Here is a 20,275-nt window from a genome sequence, read left to right on the forward strand (position 1 = left end):
TTTTTAGTTTTAAACAATTATTTATAAACCTTATCTGCGAAGAACAAAGGTTCAGAACTTTTGGTTAAAATGGGGACAGCAGATTTGTTCTATGGTGCAAAGAAAAGTCCCTCAGGGCGCATGACTTTATAGAAGCCACGAATTTCCAAAATTTGTTTACCAAAAGTTGGGAAAGTTGAAGAAAACTTCAGCCAACAAATTAGTAAGAGAGAAGATTCAATAAATCGAAATCCTCTTGACTCCCTCAAGCTTGGAGAGCTCGTTTATCAGGTCACCAGGGATGGGTTTCTCGGTGATTATCGTGAGTGTTGCCTCTGGGTAGAGCTCCGGATCTTCGGCAACCACCTGAACGATGTTGATGTCTCTCTCGGCTATCTTCTGGGCTATCTTGGCAAGTATTCCTATGGCCCTTGGCTCGGGTTCGATTTCGATAACGCCGTAGCCGACGTGCCTTCCGACGTACTTCATGTGAACCGTGGGCTCTAGGTTGGTGTAAATCTCCTTCAGCTCGGGTATCTTGAGTATCATCCCGACAGTCTCTTTCACAACACGCCTGTCGACGTCGAGGGCCTTGGCTATCTTTGTGTAGGGAACCTCGATGTCCCCGGCTTTAATCTTCATGTCGTCCGACACACGAAGGCCGTACTTGAGAAGGGTCTTGGCAATCTGCTTTCTGACGGGATATTCATCAAAGTAATGCTCAATCTTTCCCCACATGTGCACTCCCCCACAGTAGTCCATCATTAGACTGTTTAATTCAATAATATTAAAATGTTTCCATGCCCGCATGATGGCAAAGGGTCTCCCTTTAAAAAATTTGGCAGAATGGCCTTAAAGCTTCATTCCTGGCCGGATTTTTTATCCATCGGCGGATTTTTAAAAGAGTTTGGGAACTCGAGACTATGATTGAGGTGAGGCTCCCACATACTATCTTTGAAGACCTCGGTGAGAGTGTGAGGTTAATCTGGAGGAGGACGCTCTACGCTGACTTCGAAAAAGATGAACTCAAGAGGGTTCTGGGGCGAAAGTATAGGGTTTTCCCGGACATAAGCGTGAGAGACGGGGCGCTCATCATTGATACTGATTATCCCGAAATAGAGAAGTACATCGTGATATACATCCAGAACAACCTCGGTGCACTCCTCAGGAACCGCTACACCAAGAGAAAAGTCCTCTACGTTCACGAGGGGATGGACGTTCCCCTCCTTGGCTATAACGCCTTTGGTTTAATAGACAGGGGCACAAACCTTATTCAGGTAAGGGGAGTCAGCGGCTGCAACATGAGCTGCATCTTCTGCTCCGTTGATGAGGGGCCCTACTCTAGGACGAGGAAGCTCGACTACGTGGTGGACGTTGACTATCTGATGAAATGGTTTGACTATGTAGCCAGAATCAAGGGTAAGGGCTTAGAAGCTCACATCGACGGCCAAGGAGAGCCACTTCTCTATCCTTTTAGCGTGGAGCTAGTTCAGGCCCTAAGGGAGCACCCGAATGTTAGGGTAATCTCGATGCAGAGCAACGGGACTCTGCTGAATGATAAACTCGTGGAAGAACTTGCCGAGGCAGGTCTCGATAGGGTGAACCTCTCACTCCATTCCTTAGACCCGGAGAAGGCCAAGATGCTTATGGGGCGGAAGGACTACGACCTCCAGCACGTCCTGGACATGGCCGAGGCTTTGGTGAATGCGGGCATCGACGTCCTCCTCGCCCCGGTCATAATCTTTGGCATCAACGACAACGAGGCAGAGGCCTTTATTGAGTTCGCGAGGATGATTGGAGCTGGTAAGAGATGGCCCGCCCTTGGCTTCCAGAACTACATACCATATAAGTTCGGCAGGAATCCAACTATAACCAAGCTCGTTCCGTTTAAGAAGTTCTACGAGTGGCTCCGCGAGCTGGAGATGAAAACTGGAATGAAGCCCCTCGTCCTGAAGCCTCACCACTTTGGCATGGAGAAGCGTGAGTTCATCCCCCTTGCCTTCAGGCCCGGGGAGATTGTAAAGGCTGAGGTTGTTCTGCCAGGCAGAATCCAGGGCGAGATGCTGGCTAAGGCCAGAAACAGGCTTATCGAGGTTATCAGCACGGATGCTGAGGTCGGTGACAGGATAAAGGTAAGGATAGTCAGGACGAGGCACGGGATTTACATAGGGACGCCAGTTTGAGTCCTCTTTTTTCATAAAGTTATTTAAATTTATTTTCCATGCCCTACCTTTGCGGGTAGTTATGAGAAGACACTAATGATAGTTTCTATCGTGCTCGTGCTCACTATACCCACACTGCTCATTGCATCCCAAAACACCCTTATTGCAGATTATTCAGGGAAAGAGGTGTTCTCTAACGACCCGATACTCATTAACAGTACTTTAAACGCCACAGAAATACATGTCAACCCAGATACGGTCTATATCGTCGTGATGGCCGGTGATCCGCTGTACACCGAGCTGACGAACATGCTTGGGGAGACTGTCGGGAAATATGGACTAAAGCCCGTTGTCGTTTCGATGCCTTCGGAGAGGGATGAGCTGACGAAATTCCAGTTCCAGTTTAGAGGTAGGGTGATTGCGGTATACGTGCGTTCAAAGGGAAAGAGTCTGGCCTGTTATCAAAAACCTATCGGATCGACGTCGTGGTCTATTACTCCTCCATCGGTGATATACAAAGCCTTCTAACAATATACTACCTTGATCATACCAGAGACCCAGAGATATTCGCTGAGAGACTTTTAGAGAACTCCAAGAGATATCTCGTTGAGAACCTGTTGGGGGGCACCGTTGGAATTTCCTAGTGGAAGAATCTGAAAGTATACAAGGGATACCTCGCGAAGAGGGATTCGTATCGGGAAAGTTTCCAACGGAACCGTCGTGGTCAGTATGCCCCTCAGCGTTGTGTGTCCCTCACTGTTCGGCGACGTGGACACCTGTAACCTTGAGAAAACCCTGAAGAACTCGATATCATTAACCCTTCAGGAGAGGGGCCTCAACGTGACCTTTACGAACCTTGAAAGCTCAGTTGAAATTCCCTTGGCATTCGTTCACCCAACGAGGTGGATTCTCCAGTAATTATTATTTTAATTCCCTTTTACAGGCAGGGCAGCTACATTGTGTATCAAAAATGCTTCGCGAGCGTTCTGCTCTACATGAACTCCAATGGCGACGTCCTCAGCTTTAGAGCGACTGAGATAAAGTTTCGGGGAAGTTCTGATGAACTCCAACGGCTGGAACCCTTTGCCAGGGAACTGTACAACACAGCCATGCTCAGAAACGACCTGATGGGCGGAAACACCTCAACCGCCGTTGTTTACTGGGACGTGCTGACCGTTCGAACCGGTGCACTGAGTGGGGAGGACTGCTGGGCGCTGCTCTCAAAGGAAGTTGCAAAAGCGGTTGGGAGATGGGCTGAAACGCTAAATAAACCTTGAGTTTCTGACCCTTAGCTCTCCTTTTTTGTAAAGCTCAAGCAGAATTTCGGCTATTCTCTGTCCTGATTTTCCATTGCCGAAGGGATTTGGGGCATTTGCCATCTTCTTGTAGAACTCCTCATCGTTCAGAAGTCTCTCGAGGGAGCTCAGGGCTCTCTCCTTCTCGAGGCCAACGAGGACGTTGCCGCCGGCTTTCACAGTTTCCGGTCTCTCGGTGTTGTAGCGGAGGGTCAGGCAGGGCACGTTCAGGATTATGCTCTCCTCCTGAATCCCGCCAGAGTCTGTCATAACTATTTTCGCGTTCCTCTGGAGCTTTAAGAAGTCGAGATATCCAAGCGGCTTCGTGACAATAAGGTTCTCTATCGCCTCAACACGTCCCCATAGGCCAAAACTCTCGAGCCTCTTCCTCGTTCTGGGATGCATGGGATAGACAGCCTTAATCGGCAGCGCCTCAAGGATTTCCAAGAGCCTTCTCAGATTCTCCTTGCTGTCCGTGTTCTCAGCTCTGTGGGCTGTGATGAGGATGTATTCCCTGCTTTTGAGGCCAAGCCTCTCCAAAATATCGCTCTTCCTCTCGGCTATCTTGGCGTTCTGGAGGACTGCGTCAACAACGGTGTTGCCCACGACGTAAACGTTCTCGGTTATGCCCTCACGCTCGAGGTTTTCCCTTGCCTCTTCCGTCGGGGCAAAGAGAACCTCACTTGCGTGATCCGCTAAAATTCTGTTTACCTCCTCCGGCATTGTTCTGTCGAAGCTCCTCAATCCAGCTTCAACGTGGGCAACGGGGATTTTCAGCTTGACGCTTGCCAGTGCACCGGCGAGGGCTGTGTTTGTATCGCCTTGAACGAGCGTGACGTCGGGCTTTTCTTTCATCAGAACCTTCTCGATCTTAATCATTGCCGTTCCCGTCTGTTCGGCCTGCGTTCCAGAACCAACTTCAAGGTGGTAGTCTATCTTCCTGAGCTCTAACTCCTCGAGGAATACACTGCTCATCTCGTAGTCGTAGTGCTGACCGGTGTGAACCAGTAGAGGTTCGATGCCCATCTCTTCAAACGCCCTGATAACGGGAGCGAGCTTGATTATCTCCGGCCTGGTTCCGAAGACGAAGGCTGGCTTCAATACTCTCCCCTCCCGATGCCCTTAAAGATGAATCCCTTGGGGGGTTCCTTGACCACGTGCCGGCCATCGATGAGGATCTTATTCCGCATGATCTTTCCAAGCTCCTCCCAGTTTATGGCTTTGAAGGACGTGTGATCGGTGGCTATTACGATGGCGTCGGCACCACTGACGGCGGCTTCGAGGCTCTCGTGCGTTCCGCCCACGTAGGGGTCGTATGTTCTTACCTCCCCAACGTCCTCCCGTATAGCCTCTATGAGGGCAGATGCCGGGGAGTTTCTTGTGTCGTCTGAGTTTCCTTTGTAGGCGAGCCCTAAGATAGTTACAACGGTCTCTTCTGGGGGTAGGTTTATCTCTCTGAAGGCTTTGAAGAGCAAGTCCTTCGTGAAGAGAGGCATGCTGTCGTTTATCTCCCTTGCTAACCTTATCAAGCCGAAGTCCTCCTCGGCTGGCCAGATGAGTAAATGTGGGTCTTTGGGCAGGCAGTGGCCGCCGACACCTATGCCGGGGATGTGGATTCTGACCCTTGGATGGGTGTTCGCAAGCTCTATTGCCTCGAAGACGTTTATCCCATACTGGTAGGCAAGGAAGGCGAACTCGTTGGCTAGGGCGATGTTGACGTCTCTGAACGTGTTCTCCATAAGCTTAACGACTTCACTAACGGTTGAGCTCGTTTTGAACGTCTGTCCCTTTACGAAGGAGCGGTAGAGGAGTTCTGCAAGCTCGGCACTCTCGGGAGTTATGCCCCCAAAGATCCTTGAATTGTACACCAGCTCTTTGAAAATTCTGCCCGGCATTACTCTCTCTGGGGCGTGAACCATGTAGAAGTCCTCACCAGCTTTTAGACCGGTTAGCTCCTCTATCAGTGTGGCCATCTTGGCTGTTGTTAGAGGAGGAACGGTGCTCTCTATTATGACGAGTGAGCCTTTTTTCATGGCCCCAGCTACAGTTCTCACCGCGCTCTCGAGATAGCTCAGATTGGGAGTTTTGTCATCCTTGAGCGGGGTCTGGACGCAGATTATGTAAACATCCTTCTCCTTTATATCCTCAGTATTTGAGGTCGCCCTCAGGTTGCCATTTTTGAGGGCACTCTGTAGAAGCTCGTCGATTTCAGGCTCAATTATATGGGCGTGACCGGAGTTTATTTTTTCAACAACGTCCTCCCGAATCTCTAGCCCTGTTACCCTGAAACCAGCGTTGGCTAGCATTATGGCAGTTGGGAGTCCTATGTATCCTAGCCCTATCACGGCGAGTTCGGCGGTTCGATTCTCTATCTTTTCTCGCATTTCTCTCACCTATCGACGGTGGTACTCTTGGGAATAAAAGTCTTTTCCAAAAAACGATTTCTGGCCGGATTTCGGCCCTATGCAGGACGTCTGTAGTATTTTTGACCTCTCACCATCTTTTGGTCCGTTCTAGGTTTTTCACAACTTCAATTTCATCGAAAGAAAGCGTTTTAAACGTTTTTTTGGCTCAAAACACCATACAAAAACTTCAAAAAGAAGGCCCCACAACCGTTTTTGGGAAAGCCTTATAATTGAACAGGAATGTCCAATAGATAGGTGGGTGGGATGAAGATATGGATAGACATTACCAATGCTCCTCACGTTCACTTTTTCAAGGGTGTAATCTGGGAGCTGGAGAAATCTGGGCACGAGGTTCTTATAACAACCAGGGAGTTTGACGGGCTGACGGATATCCTTGACATGTTTGGATTCGATTACTACATCATTGGTCGCCATGGGGGTTCTACTCTCGAGGGCAAGCTTCTCATGAGCGTAGAGAGAATGTACAAACTCTCCAAGCTTATAATCGAGGAAAAGCCCGATCTGGCCCTATACAAACATTCCGCAGAGGCACCACGGGTTGCGTTCGGACTTAGGATACCCTCCATCGGCTTCGTTGACAACGAGACTGCCGTGGCTCAGAACAAGCTCATCCTGCCATACACGAGCCTCTTGATTTACCCCATGGCCATAGACGCCTACGAGCTGCTCAGGTGCGGTGCAGATCCAAACGACATGCGCCCTGTGAAAGGCTTTTCAGAACTTGCACATCTCTACGGCTTTATTCCCGATAAAAAAGTCCTTAAGGAGCTGGGTTTAAAGAAAAACGGCTACATCGTGATGCGCACGGAGCCGATAAAGGCCAACTACTTCAACGGAGATTCTGAAAAGAGCATTCTCGAGGGCCTGATTCCCCTCCTGCCAGAAGTCCCGATAGTTCTCTTCCCGAGGACCGAGAGCCAGAGAAAAAGGTTCGAAAGATTTTCCAACGTTATAATTCCAGGACATGCCGTTGACAGCCTTAGCCTTCTTTATTATGCCAAGCTCATGATAGGCGCTGGCGGAACGATGAACAGGGAAGCTATCGCCCTAGGAACTCCCACAATATCCACATATCCCGGCAGGCTCTTGGCCGTCACAAAGTGGCTCGTGGAGAAGGGGCTTAAGTTCCACTCAACTGATCCGGTGGAAGTGGCAAGAATGGCTGAGCGCATGATGGAGCTCAACGGCAGTTACAGGGCCTACATAAGGAGCATTGTTAGCGGCTTTGAAAACCCGATGGACGTTATCCTAAGGGAGATAGAGACCTACGAAGAGCTTGGAACATTCAAGACGATAAAAATTGGGGAATCAACCAATGCCAGCGATGCTAGGGGTTACATAGGCCTCGATGAACGCCGCAACGATGAGAAGTAGTACTGAGATTCCAAAAAGCTTAAGCGCCTTTAAAGCACCTATTTTAAATCTCCTTCCTATTTCACCTTCTCCGTGGACTATTTCCTGATACCACATTATTCCAGCCGTTCCGGCAATGGCGAGCGCTGGAATTTCGACGATTCCGTGGGGTATCAGCCCGAGGAGTATCTGCGTCGCTGAAATGTTTCCCGTGAGCTGGACTGCCCTCACTACAACACCAACGATAAAGCCGTTGAAGGCCATTATGAACCATGGGCCGAGACCAAAGAGTAAGCCGGAGAGCACCATGAAGGCCACAACCATGGAGTTGTTGGTGAATATCATGACGAAGTTCTTGAAATCTGAGTCCGAAACGGGTCCTATCTCCTCCCCGATTTTTTGGGTTATGTTCACAGCCGCGTTGGGATTGCCTACAGCGAAGACGTATCCTATGAACGCCAGTCCCAGAAAAACGGAGAGAAGCATGATAAAAATACGGCGCGAAGATTTCTTTCCCAGTTTGAGGGTCAAAGGCATCACCCTCAATCCTTAAGGGCGTTTTTGATGGCTATCTTGAAGTCCTCAACGTTCACGTAGGGCATCTCTATGTCCATCCTCATCGCGAAGAACTCGTCTATAACGTGCTCAAGCTCCTCCAGTTTGTGCCCTTTGAGCTCCTTTTCAAGCTCGCCTATGGTTTCCTCTGGGTGGATGAAGAAGTCCCCCGTAATCTTCACGTTCTCCGCGATTCCGTTTTCCTCATCAATCTCAACCCTTATCAGGCCCTTTCTGGCCTTGTGCTCGCCGACATGGTGTTTCATACCCATCCCCAGGAGTAAACTCCGCGGAGAACTTTTTAAAGGTTGGGTCGAAGTGGTTGCGGTGATAGTAATGGGATACACGGAGGTTAAGGAGAAAGCCAAGCTCATCTTAATGGAAGAACTCGAGAAGATGCTCAAGGAGAGCGGGAAGGAGTGGGAAGGCGAGACTACGTTTGACGAAACCCCAAGCGTAGAGTTCGGCGACTTTGCCACAACTGTTTCATTTCAGCTGGCGCGCGTCTTCAGGAAGGCCCCCAAGCTCATAGCTGAGGAAATCGTGAAGCGCATAGACAGGAAGCTCCCTGAAGAGATAGCTAAAGTCGAGGCCGTAAATGGGTATGTCAACTTTTTCCTCGACTACGAGCGCTTTGGGAGGAACTTGATCAACGAGATTCTTAGCATGGGCGAGCGCTACGGCGAGAGCAAGCTCGGAAAGGGAAAGAAAGTCATCGTAGAGCACACCTCCGTCAACCCAACCAAACCGCTCCACATGGGTCACGCGAGGAATGCAGTTCTCGGTGATACTATGGCGAGAATCATGAGGGCCATAGGTTACAACGTTGAGGTTCAGAACTACATCGATGACCTTGGCGTCCAGTTCGCCCAGGTTCTCTGGGGATATCTCAACCTGAAAGAAGAGTTTGAACGGCTCGAGGCCGAGCTTAGGGAGAAAGGAGTCAAGGAAGACGTTATAGACCACGTTATGGGCCTCCTCTACGTCGAAGTTAACAATCGCATAGAGGGGAATCCTGAGGTGGATAAAGAAGTCCGCGAACTTATGAAGAAGCTTGAAGAGGGCGACAACGAGATAGCCAAAATCGGAAGGAAGCTTGCCGAAAGGGTCGTTAAGGCCCAGATGATGACGACCTACAGGATGAACATCATCTACGACCTCCTCAGCTGGGAGAGCGACATAATGAGGAGCGGCATTTTTGAAGAGGCCTACAGCCTCATCGAGAGCAATCCCAACTTCTTCTGGGCTAAGAAAGGTAAGTACAAAGGAGCCTTCGTGATGGACCTCAGGAAGCTCTTCCCTGACATGAAGAACCCCTTCCTCGTCCTTAAGAGAAGCGATGGAACGGCAACTTACACCGGCAAGGACATAGCCTATCACCTCTGGAAGTTTGGCAAGGTCAGCTCAGACATGCTTTACAAACCGTGGGACAGACTGGAAGACCACAGGACCTGGACGACGGCTTCCGACGGCGAGAAGATGCCTGGGAAGTTTGGTAAAGCTGATATAGTCATTAACGTCATCGGCATCGAACAGAAGCACCCGCAGATGGCCATAAAGTACGCCCTCCGGCTCCTCGGCTTTGAGGACTCGGCTGAGAACTTCCACCACCTCGCTTACGAGCATGTTGTGAGGCCAGAGGGCAAGTTTAGCGGAAGGAAAGGGACCTGGGTTGGCTTCACCGTTGATGAGGTTCTCAACGAGGCGGTTAAGAGGGCAAAGGAGCTCGTCGAGGAGAAGAACCCCAACTTAAGCGAGGAGGAGAAGGAGAAAATAGCGGAAGCCGTTGGTGTTGGTGCAGTTCGCTTTAACCTTATCAAGTATAGCCCGGACAAGATAATCACCTTCCGCTGGGAGGACGTACTCAACTTCGAGGGAGAGAGCGCCCCCTACGTGCAGTACGCTCACGCACGCTGTGCCTCAATACTGAGGAAGGCAGAAAGCTCGGGAATCTCCACAGACTGGAAGGACCTGATCGAGAAGGCAGACTTCTCAAAGCTCACCCGCAGGGAAAAGGAACTGATAAAGCTCCTTGCAAAGTTCCCGGAGATTGTCGAGCAGGCTGGAAGGGACATCAAGCCTCACCTCATCCCCTGGTTTGCCAATGAATTGGCCTCGCTCTTCAACAGGTTTTACATGGATCATCCAGTTCTCAAGGCCGAGGATGGGGTAAGGGAAGAGCGCCTGCTCCTCGTGCTGGCCACGAAAGGAGTGCTCAGAAACGCACTCGCGCTGCTCGGCATAGAAGCTCCCGAGAAGATGTGAAAAAAGCTAAAATACCCCCTCTTTCTAACTTTTCTGGTGATGTCATGCGCGGTGTTATAGTACCCCTTGTGACGCCCTTCAACGAAGATTACTCCATTGGTGTCCCCGCCCTTGAGGAGCACATAGACTTCCTCCAGAAGGTAGGCGTCCACGGGATATTCATCAACGAAACCGCCGGTGAATTCACAAGTTTAAGCCTTGAAGAAAGAAAATTCTTGGCTGAAAAGGGACGTGAGCTTGTTAATTCCGCTTTCTACCTTGTGGGAGCAGCCTCTACGAACACCTTTGGGGTTATAGAACTAACTAACCACGCCCGAGACATCGGCGCGGACTACGTTGTAATAGCTCCACCCTACTACTGTCCACTAAAGGAAGAGGCCCTGTTCAGGCACTACTCGATGGTGGCCGAGAGTACCGATATTCCGATAATTCTTTACAACATCCCGAGTTGTGCGAACCCTCTGAGCGTTCAGCTTATCAAGCGGCTTGCCCTCGAGTATCCGAATATAGCTGGCGTTAAGGAGACGATAGACAGCGTAAACCACGTCAGGGGCGTAATCCTGGAGGTTAAAGGCGAACGGGAGGACTTTGTGGTATTCACCGGCCTCGATCAGCACTTCTTGAACACCCTCATCATAGATGGAGATGGCAGGATAATGGCCTGCGCCAACTTTGCCCCGGAGCTGCACCTGGAACTCTATAAAACGTTCCAGGAAAAGCGTTTTGAGGATGCATTCCTTTACGCCCGAAAGCTAACAGAGCTTTCGAAGGTTTACGATTTGGCCTCTTTCTTCGGTTTGGCGATAAAGCTCGCGATGAACATCAGGGGATTCTCCATAAAGCCAGTTTTGAGGCCGCCATATGTGATTGACGGAGACAATATGAAAGAAGAGATAAGGAAACTCCTCAAGAAAGTGCTCTACTGAATCTTGTACCTCAGGAAAGCTCCGAGTCCTCCAAAGGCCTTGTAAAACTGCTGGCCTTCCTCAGTGTCGAGGGAGATTATCTCCACATCGGAGCCGCTCTCCTCTGCCATCTTTATGAGCTCCTCTGCGACGTCCCACTTCTCGAAGCTTAGGTTCTGGCTGCCACACTTAGGGCAGTGGGTGAGCTTTTTCTTGTAAACGTGGAACTCGCTCTCACTCATAGTTTTGAGCTCCTCCCAACCGCAGGCATTGCACTTTGCCCTAACTCTGACCTTGTCGTAGCCCTCGCTGATGAGGAGAGTATCCACGGCTCCGAGCTCGAGGGCTTTCCTGATTTCCCTCTCACCGTAGGTTATTAGGCCAGTGTCCTTGACGAGATGCCTAAAGAACTCCTGAATGAGCTTTCTTTCTTTGACAGCCTCGTGCTCGCTCAGCATGTCGCTGGCCTTCTCAACGAGCTCCCTTAGGCCGTACTCGCCGTGGTAGCTAATGTCAACGACACCTATCACCTTCTTCCTCAGCTCGTGGTGCAAGTAGTCCCCATCAACGAACTCCTCCTTGGTCGGTCCAGGGCCACCGACAATGATGCCCCTCAGCTCTCCCTTCTCAAGGAGAGGCAAGAAAGCCTTGGTGGCGTGTTCGGCGATCCTCTTCATGAACTCATGGGTCTCCTGCTCCCTAATCCTCTCGTAACGCCTTGCTGACTGACCACCGGCACGGGTCTTTCCTGGAACGTTCGAGGTGAGCTCGTCAATAACTTCAATACGTTTGCCTCTGAGCAGACCAATGGTGGCCTCGTTCTTCTCGACAGTGATGAGGCCGTAGGCGTCTTTGACACGGAGCATCTCCTCGAGGGGTTCAGTTACAAACGTCTGGTCGCAGCGGTAGAGCCTAACCTTGAGCGGTTCTGGGGGAACTATTGCCCAGAGCTTGATGTCGCTGACTCCCTCTTGTTCGCTGACGTTTCCGACGAAGAGCGCGAGTCCCGTCTCCGGGGTCTTGCGGTAGAGTTTGAGGTGCTGCATGGCCCTTTCTAAGGCACCGAGAACGTTTTTCCTAGTTGACTTTGACTTGATGTTCTGAGCCGTTCCGTACTCTTCCCTAAGCTGCTGCATGACCTTGTTTATATCATAGCCTGATGGTATGTAGAGGGAGACGAGCTCGGTCGCTCGACCTCGATACCTCTTCAGTTCCTCGACCTTCTTCTTGAGTTCGTACATTTCGGCTGATTTGTGAGACATGAGCATCACCTTCCAAAGCCTTCTCTCACTCCAAGAAGGGCACGAAAAGGGTACTTATAAAGATTTAGATGTGGCTAGAGCCACGAGAGTATCATGAGAAGGATCACCCCGAAGACCCCTCCAACGGCTACTATCAGGATATTTATGAAGGTGAACGGAACGTTCGCTATTCCGACCGCGTTCAGTATCCACAGGAGTATCAGGCCGATAACTGCGTTGGTAATCAGGTACTTCAGGATGGCTATTGTCAGTTTAAAAACTAAGTACAGAACAAACGCAAGCAGGAACAAAAACAACAGCGTTTCAATCATACGATCACCTCTCATGAGATTTTTTCAAGGGTTTCGCGGGCAATTTGTCTGAGGGTAACCCACTTCTTGCCCTCAAATGGTAGTATGACTTTGTCTTCAACGTTGACGAACTCCTCAACATACTCTATGGCCTCTTTAGCCCCAAGCTCACCGAGCAACATCAATGCAAAGCCCCGGATGTTTTTATCTCCCTCTTCGAGTTCTTCGATTAGATCACTGACAACTGTCCCTTTGAGCATCGATATTCTAGTTCGAAATCTGCGGGCAAGTTCATAGGACAGCACCATCGCATTTTCCTTTACGTAAGGGTTTCTGTTCTTTGTGAGCTCAATGGCTTTGGGAAAGACTTTCTCAAGGTAAGACTCAAGCACATCACTTTGCTGTTCTGCAATCATCCCCAGAATGAGAAGGGCATCCCCTCGAATCCCGGGCACACTGTCGTCAAGGAGCTCAATAAGACCGTCAAGTGCCTTCTTATCTTTTAGAACCATTGTGATGATGTCATTAAAGCGCTCCTGCTCTATTAGTTTTTTTATTTTCTCTTTTTTTGAGCCGAATGAGAGGAAACCCATAGTATCACCTCTGGATGGGATTTATTGGGTTTTAGTGTATAAAGTTTTTTCGTGGGGAGGATACATGCTCATAAAGGATAAGTTCAGAAAGGGACACACGAGATACATTTCCAAGTGGAAGAGGCATTGATAAAGCGGTGGGATAGACTTAAGTAGTGTCGCGTTATGGGAACCTCTATATTCCTGTGTGGGTTATGAAACTGCAATAACAGGTAGTGAATAAATTTATAAGCTACTTGGAAACTAATGTTAAGCTGATGAGACGAGATGTAGCTTTGAATATCACAATTGGTGCAGCAATTTCAATCATTCTGCTGTTGCTAGGTAGAGTAAATCCCTATTTTTCAGTATTGCTGCCGGTGTTTCTAGGCTTAAATCTAAGTTCGTATATTTTGATAGTTTCCCATACAGGATTGGAATTGCGGGAGCTATTGGATTCTCTGTCCTGATACTCGTGGCATACATACTTAGCATTCTTGGGACTGGCTTGTCGCCTCTAATCCATGTAATGCTAATAATAACTGCTCTAACATTTGATTTTCATAAATATGCAAAGATATCTAAGGACGAAGCTCTCACGTTGGGAAAACTAATGCTCATTGTGGGATTAATAGCGATTATAAAAGTTCTCATCCTAAAAATGCCAACAGATACAGTGGACAGTGTATTCCACGCCTATAAAGTCCAGTATATATTGAAATATCAGTCACTATTTCCTCCAAAAGTCCCAGTTTTTAATGTGCTTTCATATCCTGCTGGATATCATACTATTGTAACGTGGGTAGTTTTATTGTCTGGGGACTTGATACCACATGCAATGCTCGTTGTCAGAGTATGGAGCTGGATTTTGATAGCACTTGGAACTTATTTGTTTGCCTCGGTTTGGTTTGATGGCAAAGTGGGCATATACTCCGCGATGGTGATCTTGGTAGCTAACATCTACAACTATTATCTCATAATCTACATTCATCCAAACTTCTTAGGCTTCTATTTCTTTATGGCTACGTTGGCAATGTTTTACTTGGTTCTCAACAAAAAGGATACTTCTCACTACAGTGATTGGACAATTATCACCATATTCTTCATTCTCATAGCAGCGGGTACTCTCTTTGTCCATCCCTACGAATTTCAAGCGTACGTTTTTATTGCCGCAGTTTATCTCTTGATAAGCATTTACTACAAAGAACTCACGCTAAAACATGCTATATTAAATGGATTGCTTTATTTTGTACTGCCTCTTGCTATTTACGCGGTTTTAAATCCATACTTTTGGTGGCCAGAACTTGCATCAAAAGTGGCTATTGAATATCCCTGGGCTTCATACATTGAAGTCGCAGTGAATAACCTAGCTGTTTTCACTGGCAGAAATATCATGGATACCTGGGACAGGTTTAAGTTCATGGTTAATTGGGCAACTCTGAGAAATTACAGTTACTTTGCATCCCTTCTTTTAGTAGCAAGTGTTGGGATTCCCCTTTCTAAAAAGTATAAGCTTAAGGAGTTGGCATCCCTATGGGGTTTTGTTCTGTTTGTTTTGCTCTTGATATTGAACCGACTTACCTACAACATTCCAATTCCCTTTTATGGAACCGCAGCCATGGAGCGCATGTTTTTGTGGTTGACTCCACTCTTTCCAGTCTTTATCGCAGTTGGATTAAGGACATTACTTGACACTTTTAATGAAGTGGTAGGTTCCAAGAAGCTTAAGGCAATTAAACTAATTTTCCTCGTGTTTCTGTTTATAGTTCCCGCGCAAGGGATAGCATATGACATGATTTCTAATGAGGCGAATTATTATGTTAACGCTCATAATTTGGAAGATTTTGAATGGATTAACGAGAGGTTCTCAGGTATCACTGTGCTAAACTCCTGTGATGCGGATTCTGGGCAGTGGATTCCGTTTTTTACCTCGAACACTGTTCTTTTCTCTTACGTAAACTATTGTAGGGTGTACAACTATACTCCAAAAGCTGTGGAAGCCTTGATTCAGGAAGGTATAGTTCCCCTAAATGCGACGTTGGCGTATATAGATACAAATTATCCAAGTTTAAATCCTTTGATTTTTTACACTCGCTTTAAGCTTCTTAGATACAATAATGGAAATTGGATATTTGACATTACATCCAAAAACATATCTGAAAACTATGATATCCTGAAGTCTCAAATTATGCTGTGTAAAAACACGATATCCGGCGACACATATGAAGATGGGCGGTACTACGTATATGGATTCATGAAAAAATATGTCATGGTTGAATATTTCCATTTACACGGTCTCAATTATGCATGGCTCTCCGGCCAAAATGGCACCATCATCTTTGTGCCATGCAAAAATTATAACAGGATTGCAATATCATTTATTTCCTTATCCCCGGATCCAATCAACACAACAATATTGATAAATGGTGTATCTCATACGATAATTGCGAATCCAGGCGACAATATCTATGAATTACCAGCAGAAATCCAATCGGGAACCTTAAACATAATAGAAATAAAGAAAGAGAGAAATGGAGGATTGTTCCTAATAAAGTCCATTGAATTTAGTGACTATAATTGGAGGATGGGATAGTATAATGGGGAGAGCACGTCAGTGGGTGGGCATGTTATCAGTATTGTTTGTCTATCTCCTGATGCGGATTTACTGTATCTCCACATTTATGAACGAATACTACGACTATGACGAGGGTACGTATCTCCTAATCGCCCGGCTGATTAACCATGGTTATCTTCCTTACAGGGATATTTTTGCGGTTCATCCTCCCCTCTATTATTATCTCCTTGCTGTCTGGCTAAGGGTATTTGGCGACAATTATATAACCGGACGAGCGCTATCAGTTTTCTTTGGTCTGCTATCACTGATCATAGCTTACTACATCGGCAAGGAGATTAAAGATTGGAAACTGGGCATTATCCTTTCGGGATTGCTGGCCCTCGATCCTCTTTTAATTCAAGTAAACTCCTTGGTTCTCCATGAATCTTCAATTGAATTTTTCACTCTGCTGTCTGTTTACTATTTTATCAGGTACTTAAAAACAGAAGATGAAAAATATGCGTATATTGCGTTATTTTGGGGAGGTCTCGGAAGCACATCCAAATTCACAATTCTTCCGTATGCACTTGCACTCTACGTCCTAATACTATTCAACAAAAGTGAACGCATTATTTCACACTTACATGGTGCAATAGGAGTCATTTTTAACAAACGACAGGCCTTTATACTAGCGACAACATACCTCATCATGATTCTCTTGGTTATGGCAACTGTTATCCTATGGCCAAGCTGGTATGTTAGGGCTGTTGTTGTGGTGCCGGGTATTCATAGGATCGTTTACTGGGATCAGATAATCCCCATAGTGGTTCTCCTTGTCCTCTGGGGCAGTCTGACATTGAAAATATTCAACTGCTCATATTTTCCTCAAGTAAAAGACATTATTAGCTTTTCACTTCACCATCTAAGACGCGTTTTGATTCTGGCTTCAGCATTCTTTTTGCCTAAAATAATTGTGGAAGGATTGCTGGGAATTGCAATTAGTACTGATTATCTCTCCCAGACATACTTGATACAGAGTGGGAGAAGCTTCCCGATAATAAACTTCTTCATATTCGTTAGCGATCTCTTCGAGGACATTTACAAGAACACTCTGGAGTTCTGGATGTTTATTCTTCCGGTTGTTCTATTAGCACTCCTAGTACTGGCTATCTGGGCATTTTCCAAGAAAGTTCCAATGTCTTCGTCGGGCAGATCCTTCCTTGTCTTGTCAACAATAACAGCGTTTATGTACTTTGCAGTGTCTCCATCTATTATCACAGGCAGGTTTATCCTACCCTTTCTATTGTTGATATATATTCTGCTTGCGGATGTTCTTTACAATCTTCCCTCCATCATTCAAAAAGGACATGTACGCACTCTGGGCTTTTTCCTCGTTCTATTGTTGTTGGTGGTTGATTTTGGAATTGTTTACCAGTATCCTCACGGCAATCTAAAGGTTATCTACGCGGTTCATACAAAAACGATGAGGGATGATCTTAAGGACTACCTCTCATCCGCCAACATAGCTCTGGGGACAACTTATTCCTTAAATCCCATGAATACTTACTATTTGGAGGCCAGTACGGTTCCATATTACATTGACGCATTTGGTTTACTTTTACTTGAAGACCTCAACGTTAGTACTATGCTTAATATCTTGGAAGAGGAGGAAGTTGAATATTTCGTCATTAGCACCTGGGCATATTATAGCTGGGCTAACAAAGAACTCAGAGATCAACTTCAGAGCTTTGCATCGACAGTGAGGATGAGTTCAACTTTACTTTATGGAGAGTCTTACGATAACAAGGATATCTTAGAAATGTATTCACGGTTGCTTACTCATAATCCCGCAGGGCCACTTTATATAAGCACTTACGATGGTAGGGTCGTTGTTTGGGTAAACTCAATGGAAATTGCAAATTTCTACGCGGTTAATAACAACACCACTTTTAATTTCCGCACTCAGCTGAGCTATGATTTAGATAAGAATGACTATCTTGCGGTTCAGTACGCAAACGCTTCCAGCTCGGTTGCATTTAGATTGTTATTAAATGGGAGCCAATTAATATTTTTAGACGTGCCTACCCCTCTGGTATTCAATTTTACAGGGGATATAACAGTATTTGGCGAAGACAAATTCCTAAAACTTGGCGATGAATCTAACTCCCCAGTTGATGTCTATTGTGGAGACTTCCAATTGCTGATTGCTGGGAGGGACATCAAAGTTAGAAAAGTGTCCAATAACCAGATTGAAATAATCGGTGATAAAATAATCCTTGAGCTCAGAGATCCTTAATCACCCATTTTGCAACTCTGTCAGAACCGAAACTAGACTGTCCCCCAACTCGACAAACTGCACGGCTGTATGATGCGGACGGTCCCTCAGTACCACGAGAACTATCAACACTAGGAGTAAACCAACGGAGAACATAAATACATACTCTAAGGAACTTTGTGCACGTTTTTTCATGACTCTTCCCTCGTAAATTCCGACAATTAAATGTAGATTGATAATAGAAAAAAGGGCCAAGGCTTCAACCGCTGGCACTCATCGAGCTAAGAACGTTGCTTATCTCTCCCTCAGCGCCTTCGATGGTCGTAGAGGCAGTCTTGCCCCTGTTCTGGAGCTGCCTGACAACAATCAGGATTATTATCAGAGCAGCTGCAATCATAAACAGGTACTCAATTGCACCCTGAGCCTTCCTCTTCATTCTCCTCACCTCCAGGGAATTACTCCATATATCAGCGCGCAGAAAAAGCTTATATAGCTTTCTACTCAAATTTAGGCTAGTTATACTTAATATTGCGGAAAGCATAGGGGTGATTGCGTGGAGTTAATGAATATACAATGTGAATCCTCAAATATTGGGGATTGTGTAAATAGCATAGTGCTTAAGTCAAGGAATCTACTATCTCCAAAGCCTGGCTTCATATCGTCCTCAAAGATAACCCTGACTTTCGGTGCGTTTATGACCCTGACAGTAACTGTTCTTCTGGATACTGGTGTCAATATGAAAAAAGGCATCCTTGCGGAATATGCCGTCGGAAGAAACAAAGAGGAAGCAGTAGATAGAGTCCTAGAAAAAATCAACAGAGCCCTGCCAAGTGAGACACGGGTCGTGGACTTTGAGGTCGGGACCTATACCACTCCCATCACAAGGAGAACCTACGCTGTGGGCGTCGTCGTTTACAATGTCCCCCTGAAGAAGAGGCCTTTTAGAGAGTTCACGATAAAGGAGCGCAGAGAGCTTTTGGCCAACGTCCTAGAAATGTTCAACTACAACCAGAGGGTTCTCAACATATCTGAGATAGCAAGAATATTCGGCGTCTCAAGGGACTCCATATACTACGACATAGAACAGATACTAAAAGAGAAGAAGGTCAGCCAGTGACCCATAGGGGTCTTGGTGTCGCCGACACCAGGAAGATTATCACCGCTATGGCTACTAAGACAAGTCTTTTCTTTGATATTGGAGCAATTTCATCAAGTGCCCCGGGGTTCCCAATCGAGCCCATCAGGAGTATGAGCATGCCCCAAATAAGCCAGCCAACCCAGAAGTAGCTCATAGCTATAAGCATGATCCCTGTGCACATGGTAAGATAGCGGTGGGTTCTTTCGCTCAAGAAAGCCCGCGCTATGTGTCCACCGTCTAGCTGGGCGGCTGGTATGAGGTTTAGAAATGTTACAAGAATACCAACCCATCCTGCTATGGCAACGGGATGGAGGAAAACCACAGTGTTGTCGGGGAACGTGACCACATACTTTTCAAGGAGAGTAAAAATGAGGTTTTCCCCGAATGCTATACCGCCTTCCATTGATTGTATCTGGTCGGCGGGTATTGGAATGGAGAGCCTTAACCCGATTATACTCACCGGTATGGCAACTAAGAATCCTGTGATGGGACCGCTGACACCAAGGTCTATGGCGGCGTCCCTCGTGGGAAGAGGTGACTTTACCCGGATAACGGCCCCAAGGGTACCTAACATACTCGGAAATGGGATGAAGTACGGCATGGTTGCCTTGACACCATGACAGGCCGCCGCTATTTTGTGCCCCAGCTCGTGAGTTCCAAGGATGGTCATAACGCTTATCGAAAACGCAACGGCGTGAATGTATGGATTCCGGATGCCTGGTAGGTTATAGTAGTTCAGTATTGCGATGTAACCTGTTGAGAGATAATATCCCGCCAGCAGAGTTGTGAATATGGTTGCGATGAGGAATATCCAAGGGAGCCACTTATTATTTTTCTTTACCTCTTGGGCGGGGAAAACAAACAGTATCACCTTACCCTCACGCTTTTTGAGCGCCCCCCAGTAGCCAAATTCTTCCAGTTCCCTCAGCACTCGCTCAAAGTTGTCCTCATGTATCTCACGAACCTCAAAAACGAAGACACTTCCCTCTACCCCCTTTAGTTCGAGCTCGTAGAAGGTTTTCAGCTTTGCTTCGAGGTCTTCTGGAAGGATTGGCCTCTCGATCTGAACTCCAAAAGGTGCACCCTCTTTGTCCTCTTGAAATCCAACGTGGAGCATGTCTCCGCCGCACTTCGGGCAGGCATTTTCAATGAAGGGCTTAGACGAGTCAAGAGCCTCCCTGTGGCCACAGTCAATACATTCGTAGATACCCTTCGGCATTTTCTGCACTCCCTAAAAATGGATT

Annotated in this window: 20 protein-coding genes; 10 read left to right on the plus strand and 10 right to left on the minus strand. The window is 47.1% G+C overall.

Annotated elements, in window-relative coordinates:
- Positions 1-216 precede the first annotated feature (216 nt).
- Positions 217-717, minus strand: coding sequence for a TrpY family transcription regulator (locus A7C91_RS08515; RefSeq protein WP_068666630.1), 501 nt, complete (start codon positions 715-717; stop codon positions 217-219).
- A 185-nt stretch (positions 718-902) separates the two neighbouring features.
- On the opposite strand from A7C91_RS08515, the gene A7C91_RS08520 reads away from it, so the two are divergent.
- The 4 genes from A7C91_RS08520 (at position 903) to A7C91_RS08535 (ending at position 3,418) form a co-directional block, all read left to right on the plus strand.
- Positions 903-2,162: a radical SAM protein gene (locus A7C91_RS08520; protein ID WP_068666632.1), complete on the plus strand. Its 1,260-nt coding sequence runs from the start codon at positions 903-905 to the stop codon at positions 2,160-2,162.
- Between the two features lie 90 nt (positions 2,163-2,252).
- A complete protein-coding gene (locus A7C91_RS08525) occupies positions 2,253-2,669 on the plus strand; it encodes a hypothetical protein (protein ID WP_199920011.1) in 417 nt (138 codons plus the stop codon).
- Between the two features lie 192 nt (positions 2,670-2,861).
- Positions 2,862-3,059: a hypothetical protein gene (locus tag A7C91_RS08530; protein WP_199920012.1), complete on the plus strand. Its 198-nt coding sequence runs from the start codon at positions 2,862-2,864 to the stop codon at positions 3,057-3,059.
- Positions 3,044-3,418, plus strand: coding sequence for a hypothetical protein (locus tag A7C91_RS08535; RefSeq protein WP_199920013.1), 375 nt, complete (start codon positions 3,044-3,046; stop codon positions 3,416-3,418). The genes A7C91_RS08530 and A7C91_RS08535 overlap by 16 nt, the downstream gene beginning before the upstream one ends.
- Here the strand turns inward: A7C91_RS08535 and wecB are convergent.
- Both wecB and A7C91_RS08545 read right to left on the minus strand, forming a co-directional pair.
- Positions 3,404-4,537: a non-hydrolyzing UDP-N-acetylglucosamine 2-epimerase gene (wecB, locus tag A7C91_RS08540; protein ID WP_068666641.1), complete on the minus strand. Its 1,134-nt coding sequence runs from the start codon at positions 4,535-4,537 to the stop codon at positions 3,404-3,406. The genes A7C91_RS08535 and wecB overlap by 15 nt on opposite strands.
- Positions 4,534-5,820: a UDP-N-acetyl-D-mannosamine dehydrogenase gene (locus A7C91_RS08545; RefSeq protein WP_068666643.1), complete on the minus strand. Its 1,287-nt coding sequence runs from the start codon at positions 5,818-5,820 to the stop codon at positions 4,534-4,536. The genes wecB and A7C91_RS08545 overlap by 4 nt, the downstream gene beginning before the upstream one ends.
- Positions 5,821-6,105: 285 nt before the next feature.
- Between A7C91_RS08545 and A7C91_RS08550 the strand changes: the two genes are divergently transcribed.
- Positions 6,106-7,236, plus strand: coding sequence for a DUF354 domain-containing protein (locus A7C91_RS08550; protein WP_068666645.1), 1,131 nt, complete (start codon positions 6,106-6,108; stop codon positions 7,234-7,236).
- Here A7C91_RS08550 and A7C91_RS08555 read toward each other — a convergent pair.
- Together A7C91_RS08555 and A7C91_RS08560 are read right to left on the minus strand one after the other, a co-directional pair.
- Positions 7,171-7,746: a stage II sporulation protein M gene (locus A7C91_RS08555; protein WP_234394353.1), complete on the minus strand. Its 576-nt coding sequence runs from the start codon at positions 7,744-7,746 to the stop codon at positions 7,171-7,173. The genes A7C91_RS08550 and A7C91_RS08555 overlap by 66 nt on opposite strands.
- An 11-nt stretch (positions 7,747-7,757) precedes the next feature.
- Positions 7,758-8,036, minus strand: coding sequence for a lipoate-protein ligase small subunit (locus A7C91_RS08560; RefSeq protein ID WP_068666650.1), 279 nt, complete (start codon positions 8,034-8,036; stop codon positions 7,758-7,760).
- 70 nt (positions 8,037-8,106) lie between these two features.
- Here A7C91_RS08560 and A7C91_RS08565 point away from each other — a divergent pair, with 70 nt between their 5' ends.
- Entirely contained in the window at positions 8,107-10,035 is a 1,929-nt protein-coding gene (locus tag A7C91_RS08565) for an arginine--tRNA ligase (protein ID WP_068666652.1), read from the plus strand.
- Positions 10,036-10,079: 44 nt separating this feature from the next.
- Complete coding sequence (locus A7C91_RS08570; protein WP_068666654.1) at positions 10,080-10,961, plus strand: dihydrodipicolinate synthase family protein; 882 nt, start codon at positions 10,080-10,082, stop codon at positions 10,959-10,961.
- On the opposite strand, the gene prf1 is transcribed toward A7C91_RS08570, so the two are convergent.
- The 3 genes from prf1 to A7C91_RS08585 form a co-directional block, all read right to left on the minus strand.
- Positions 10,955-12,202, minus strand: coding sequence for a peptide chain release factor aRF-1 (gene prf1, locus A7C91_RS08575; RefSeq protein ID WP_068666656.1), 1,248 nt, complete (start codon positions 12,200-12,202; stop codon positions 10,955-10,957). The genes A7C91_RS08570 and prf1 overlap by 7 nt on opposite strands.
- Before the next feature lie 74 nt (positions 12,203-12,276).
- A complete protein-coding gene (locus A7C91_RS08580) occupies positions 12,277-12,513 on the minus strand; it encodes a pro-sigmaK processing inhibitor BofA family protein (RefSeq protein WP_068666657.1) in 237 nt (78 codons plus the stop codon).
- 11 nt (positions 12,514-12,524) lie between these two features.
- Positions 12,525-13,085, minus strand: a complete 561-nt coding sequence (locus A7C91_RS08585; protein WP_068666659.1) for a HEAT repeat domain-containing protein — start codon at positions 13,083-13,085, stop codon at positions 12,525-12,527.
- Between the two features lie 418 nt (positions 13,086-13,503).
- On the opposite strand from A7C91_RS08585, the gene A7C91_RS08590 reads away from it, so the two are divergent.
- Together A7C91_RS08590 and A7C91_RS08595 are read left to right on the plus strand one after the other, a co-directional pair.
- The gene (locus tag A7C91_RS08590) at positions 13,504-15,657 is read left to right on the plus strand and encodes a DUF6541 family protein (protein ID WP_324609538.1); all 2,154 of its coding nucleotides are present in this window, start codon (positions 13,504-13,506) and stop codon (positions 15,655-15,657) included.
- 88 nt (positions 15,658-15,745) lie between these two features.
- Positions 15,746-17,914 carry an ArnT family glycosyltransferase gene (locus tag A7C91_RS08595; RefSeq protein WP_199920014.1) on the plus strand — a complete coding sequence of 723 codons (2,169 nt, stop codon included), beginning with the start codon at positions 15,746-15,748 and terminating at the stop codon, positions 17,912-17,914.
- 238 nt (positions 17,915-18,152) lie between these two features.
- Here the strand turns inward: A7C91_RS08595 and A7C91_RS10835 are convergent, their stop codons facing one another.
- The gene (locus A7C91_RS10835; RefSeq protein WP_082871999.1) at positions 18,153-18,329 is read right to left on the minus strand and encodes a class III signal peptide-containing protein; all 177 of its coding nucleotides are present in this window, start codon (positions 18,327-18,329) and stop codon (positions 18,153-18,155) included.
- 258 nt (positions 18,330-18,587) lie between these two features.
- Here A7C91_RS10835 and A7C91_RS08605 point away from each other — a divergent pair, with 258 nt between their 5' ends.
- The gene (locus A7C91_RS08605) at positions 18,588-19,010 is read left to right on the plus strand and encodes a hypothetical protein (protein ID WP_082872000.1); all 423 of its coding nucleotides are present in this window, start codon (positions 18,588-18,590) and stop codon (positions 19,008-19,010) included.
- Here A7C91_RS08605 and A7C91_RS08610 read toward each other — a convergent pair.
- Positions 19,000-20,250, minus strand: a complete 1,251-nt coding sequence (locus A7C91_RS08610; RefSeq protein WP_068666667.1) for a site-2 protease family protein — start codon at positions 20,248-20,250, stop codon at positions 19,000-19,002. The genes A7C91_RS08605 and A7C91_RS08610 overlap by 11 nt on opposite strands.
- Positions 20,251-20,275: the final 25 nt, after the last annotated feature.

The sequence above is a fragment of the Thermococcus piezophilus genome, assembly GCF_001647085.1.
Taxonomy (GTDB): Archaea; Methanobacteriota_B; Thermococci; order Thermococcales; family Thermococcaceae; genus Thermococcus; species Thermococcus piezophilus.

Bases quoted from the DNA above. Each gene is read 5' to 3' on its own strand.
- A7C91_RS08515 (WP_068666630.1), bottom strand. From the start codon at position 717: ATGTGGGGAAAGATTGAGCATTACTTTGATGAATATCCCGTCAGAAAG.
- A7C91_RS08520 (WP_068666632.1), top strand. From the start codon at position 903: ATGATTGAGGTGAGGCTCCCACATACTATCTTTGAAGACCTCGGTGAG.
- A7C91_RS08545 (WP_068666643.1), bottom strand. From the start codon at position 5,820: ATGCGAGAAAAGATAGAGAATCGAACCGCCGAACTCGCCGTGATAGGG.
- A7C91_RS08550 (WP_068666645.1), top strand. From the start codon at position 6,106: ATGAAGATATGGATAGACATTACCAATGCTCCTCACGTTCACTTTTTC.
- A7C91_RS08560 (WP_068666650.1), bottom strand. From the start codon at position 8,036: ATGAAACACCATGTCGGCGAGCACAAGGCCAGAAAGGGCCTGATAAGG.
- A7C91_RS08565 (WP_068666652.1), top strand. From the start codon at position 8,107: ATGGGATACACGGAGGTTAAGGAGAAAGCCAAGCTCATCTTAATGGAA.
- A7C91_RS08570 (WP_068666654.1), top strand. From the start codon at position 10,080: ATGCGCGGTGTTATAGTACCCCTTGTGACGCCCTTCAACGAAGATTAC.
- prf1 (WP_068666656.1), bottom strand. From the start codon at position 12,202: ATGTCTCACAAATCAGCCGAAATGTACGAACTCAAGAAGAAGGTCGAG.
- A7C91_RS08580 (WP_068666657.1), bottom strand. From the start codon at position 12,513: ATGATTGAAACGCTGTTGTTTTTGTTCCTGCTTGCGTTTGTTCTGTAC.
- A7C91_RS08585 (WP_068666659.1), bottom strand. From the start codon at position 13,085: ATGGGTTTCCTCTCATTCGGCTCAAAAAAAGAGAAAATAAAAAAACTA.
- A7C91_RS08595 (WP_199920014.1), top strand. From the start codon at position 15,746: ATGAACGAATACTACGACTATGACGAGGGTACGTATCTCCTAATCGCC.
- A7C91_RS10835 (WP_082871999.1), bottom strand. From the start codon at position 18,329: ATGAAGAGGAAGGCTCAGGGTGCAATTGAGTACCTGTTTATGATTGCA.
- A7C91_RS08605 (WP_082872000.1), top strand. From the start codon at position 18,588: ATGACCCTGACAGTAACTGTTCTTCTGGATACTGGTGTCAATATGAAA.
- A7C91_RS08610 (WP_068666667.1), bottom strand. From the start codon at position 20,250: ATGCCGAAGGGTATCTACGAATGTATTGACTGTGGCCACAGGGAGGCT.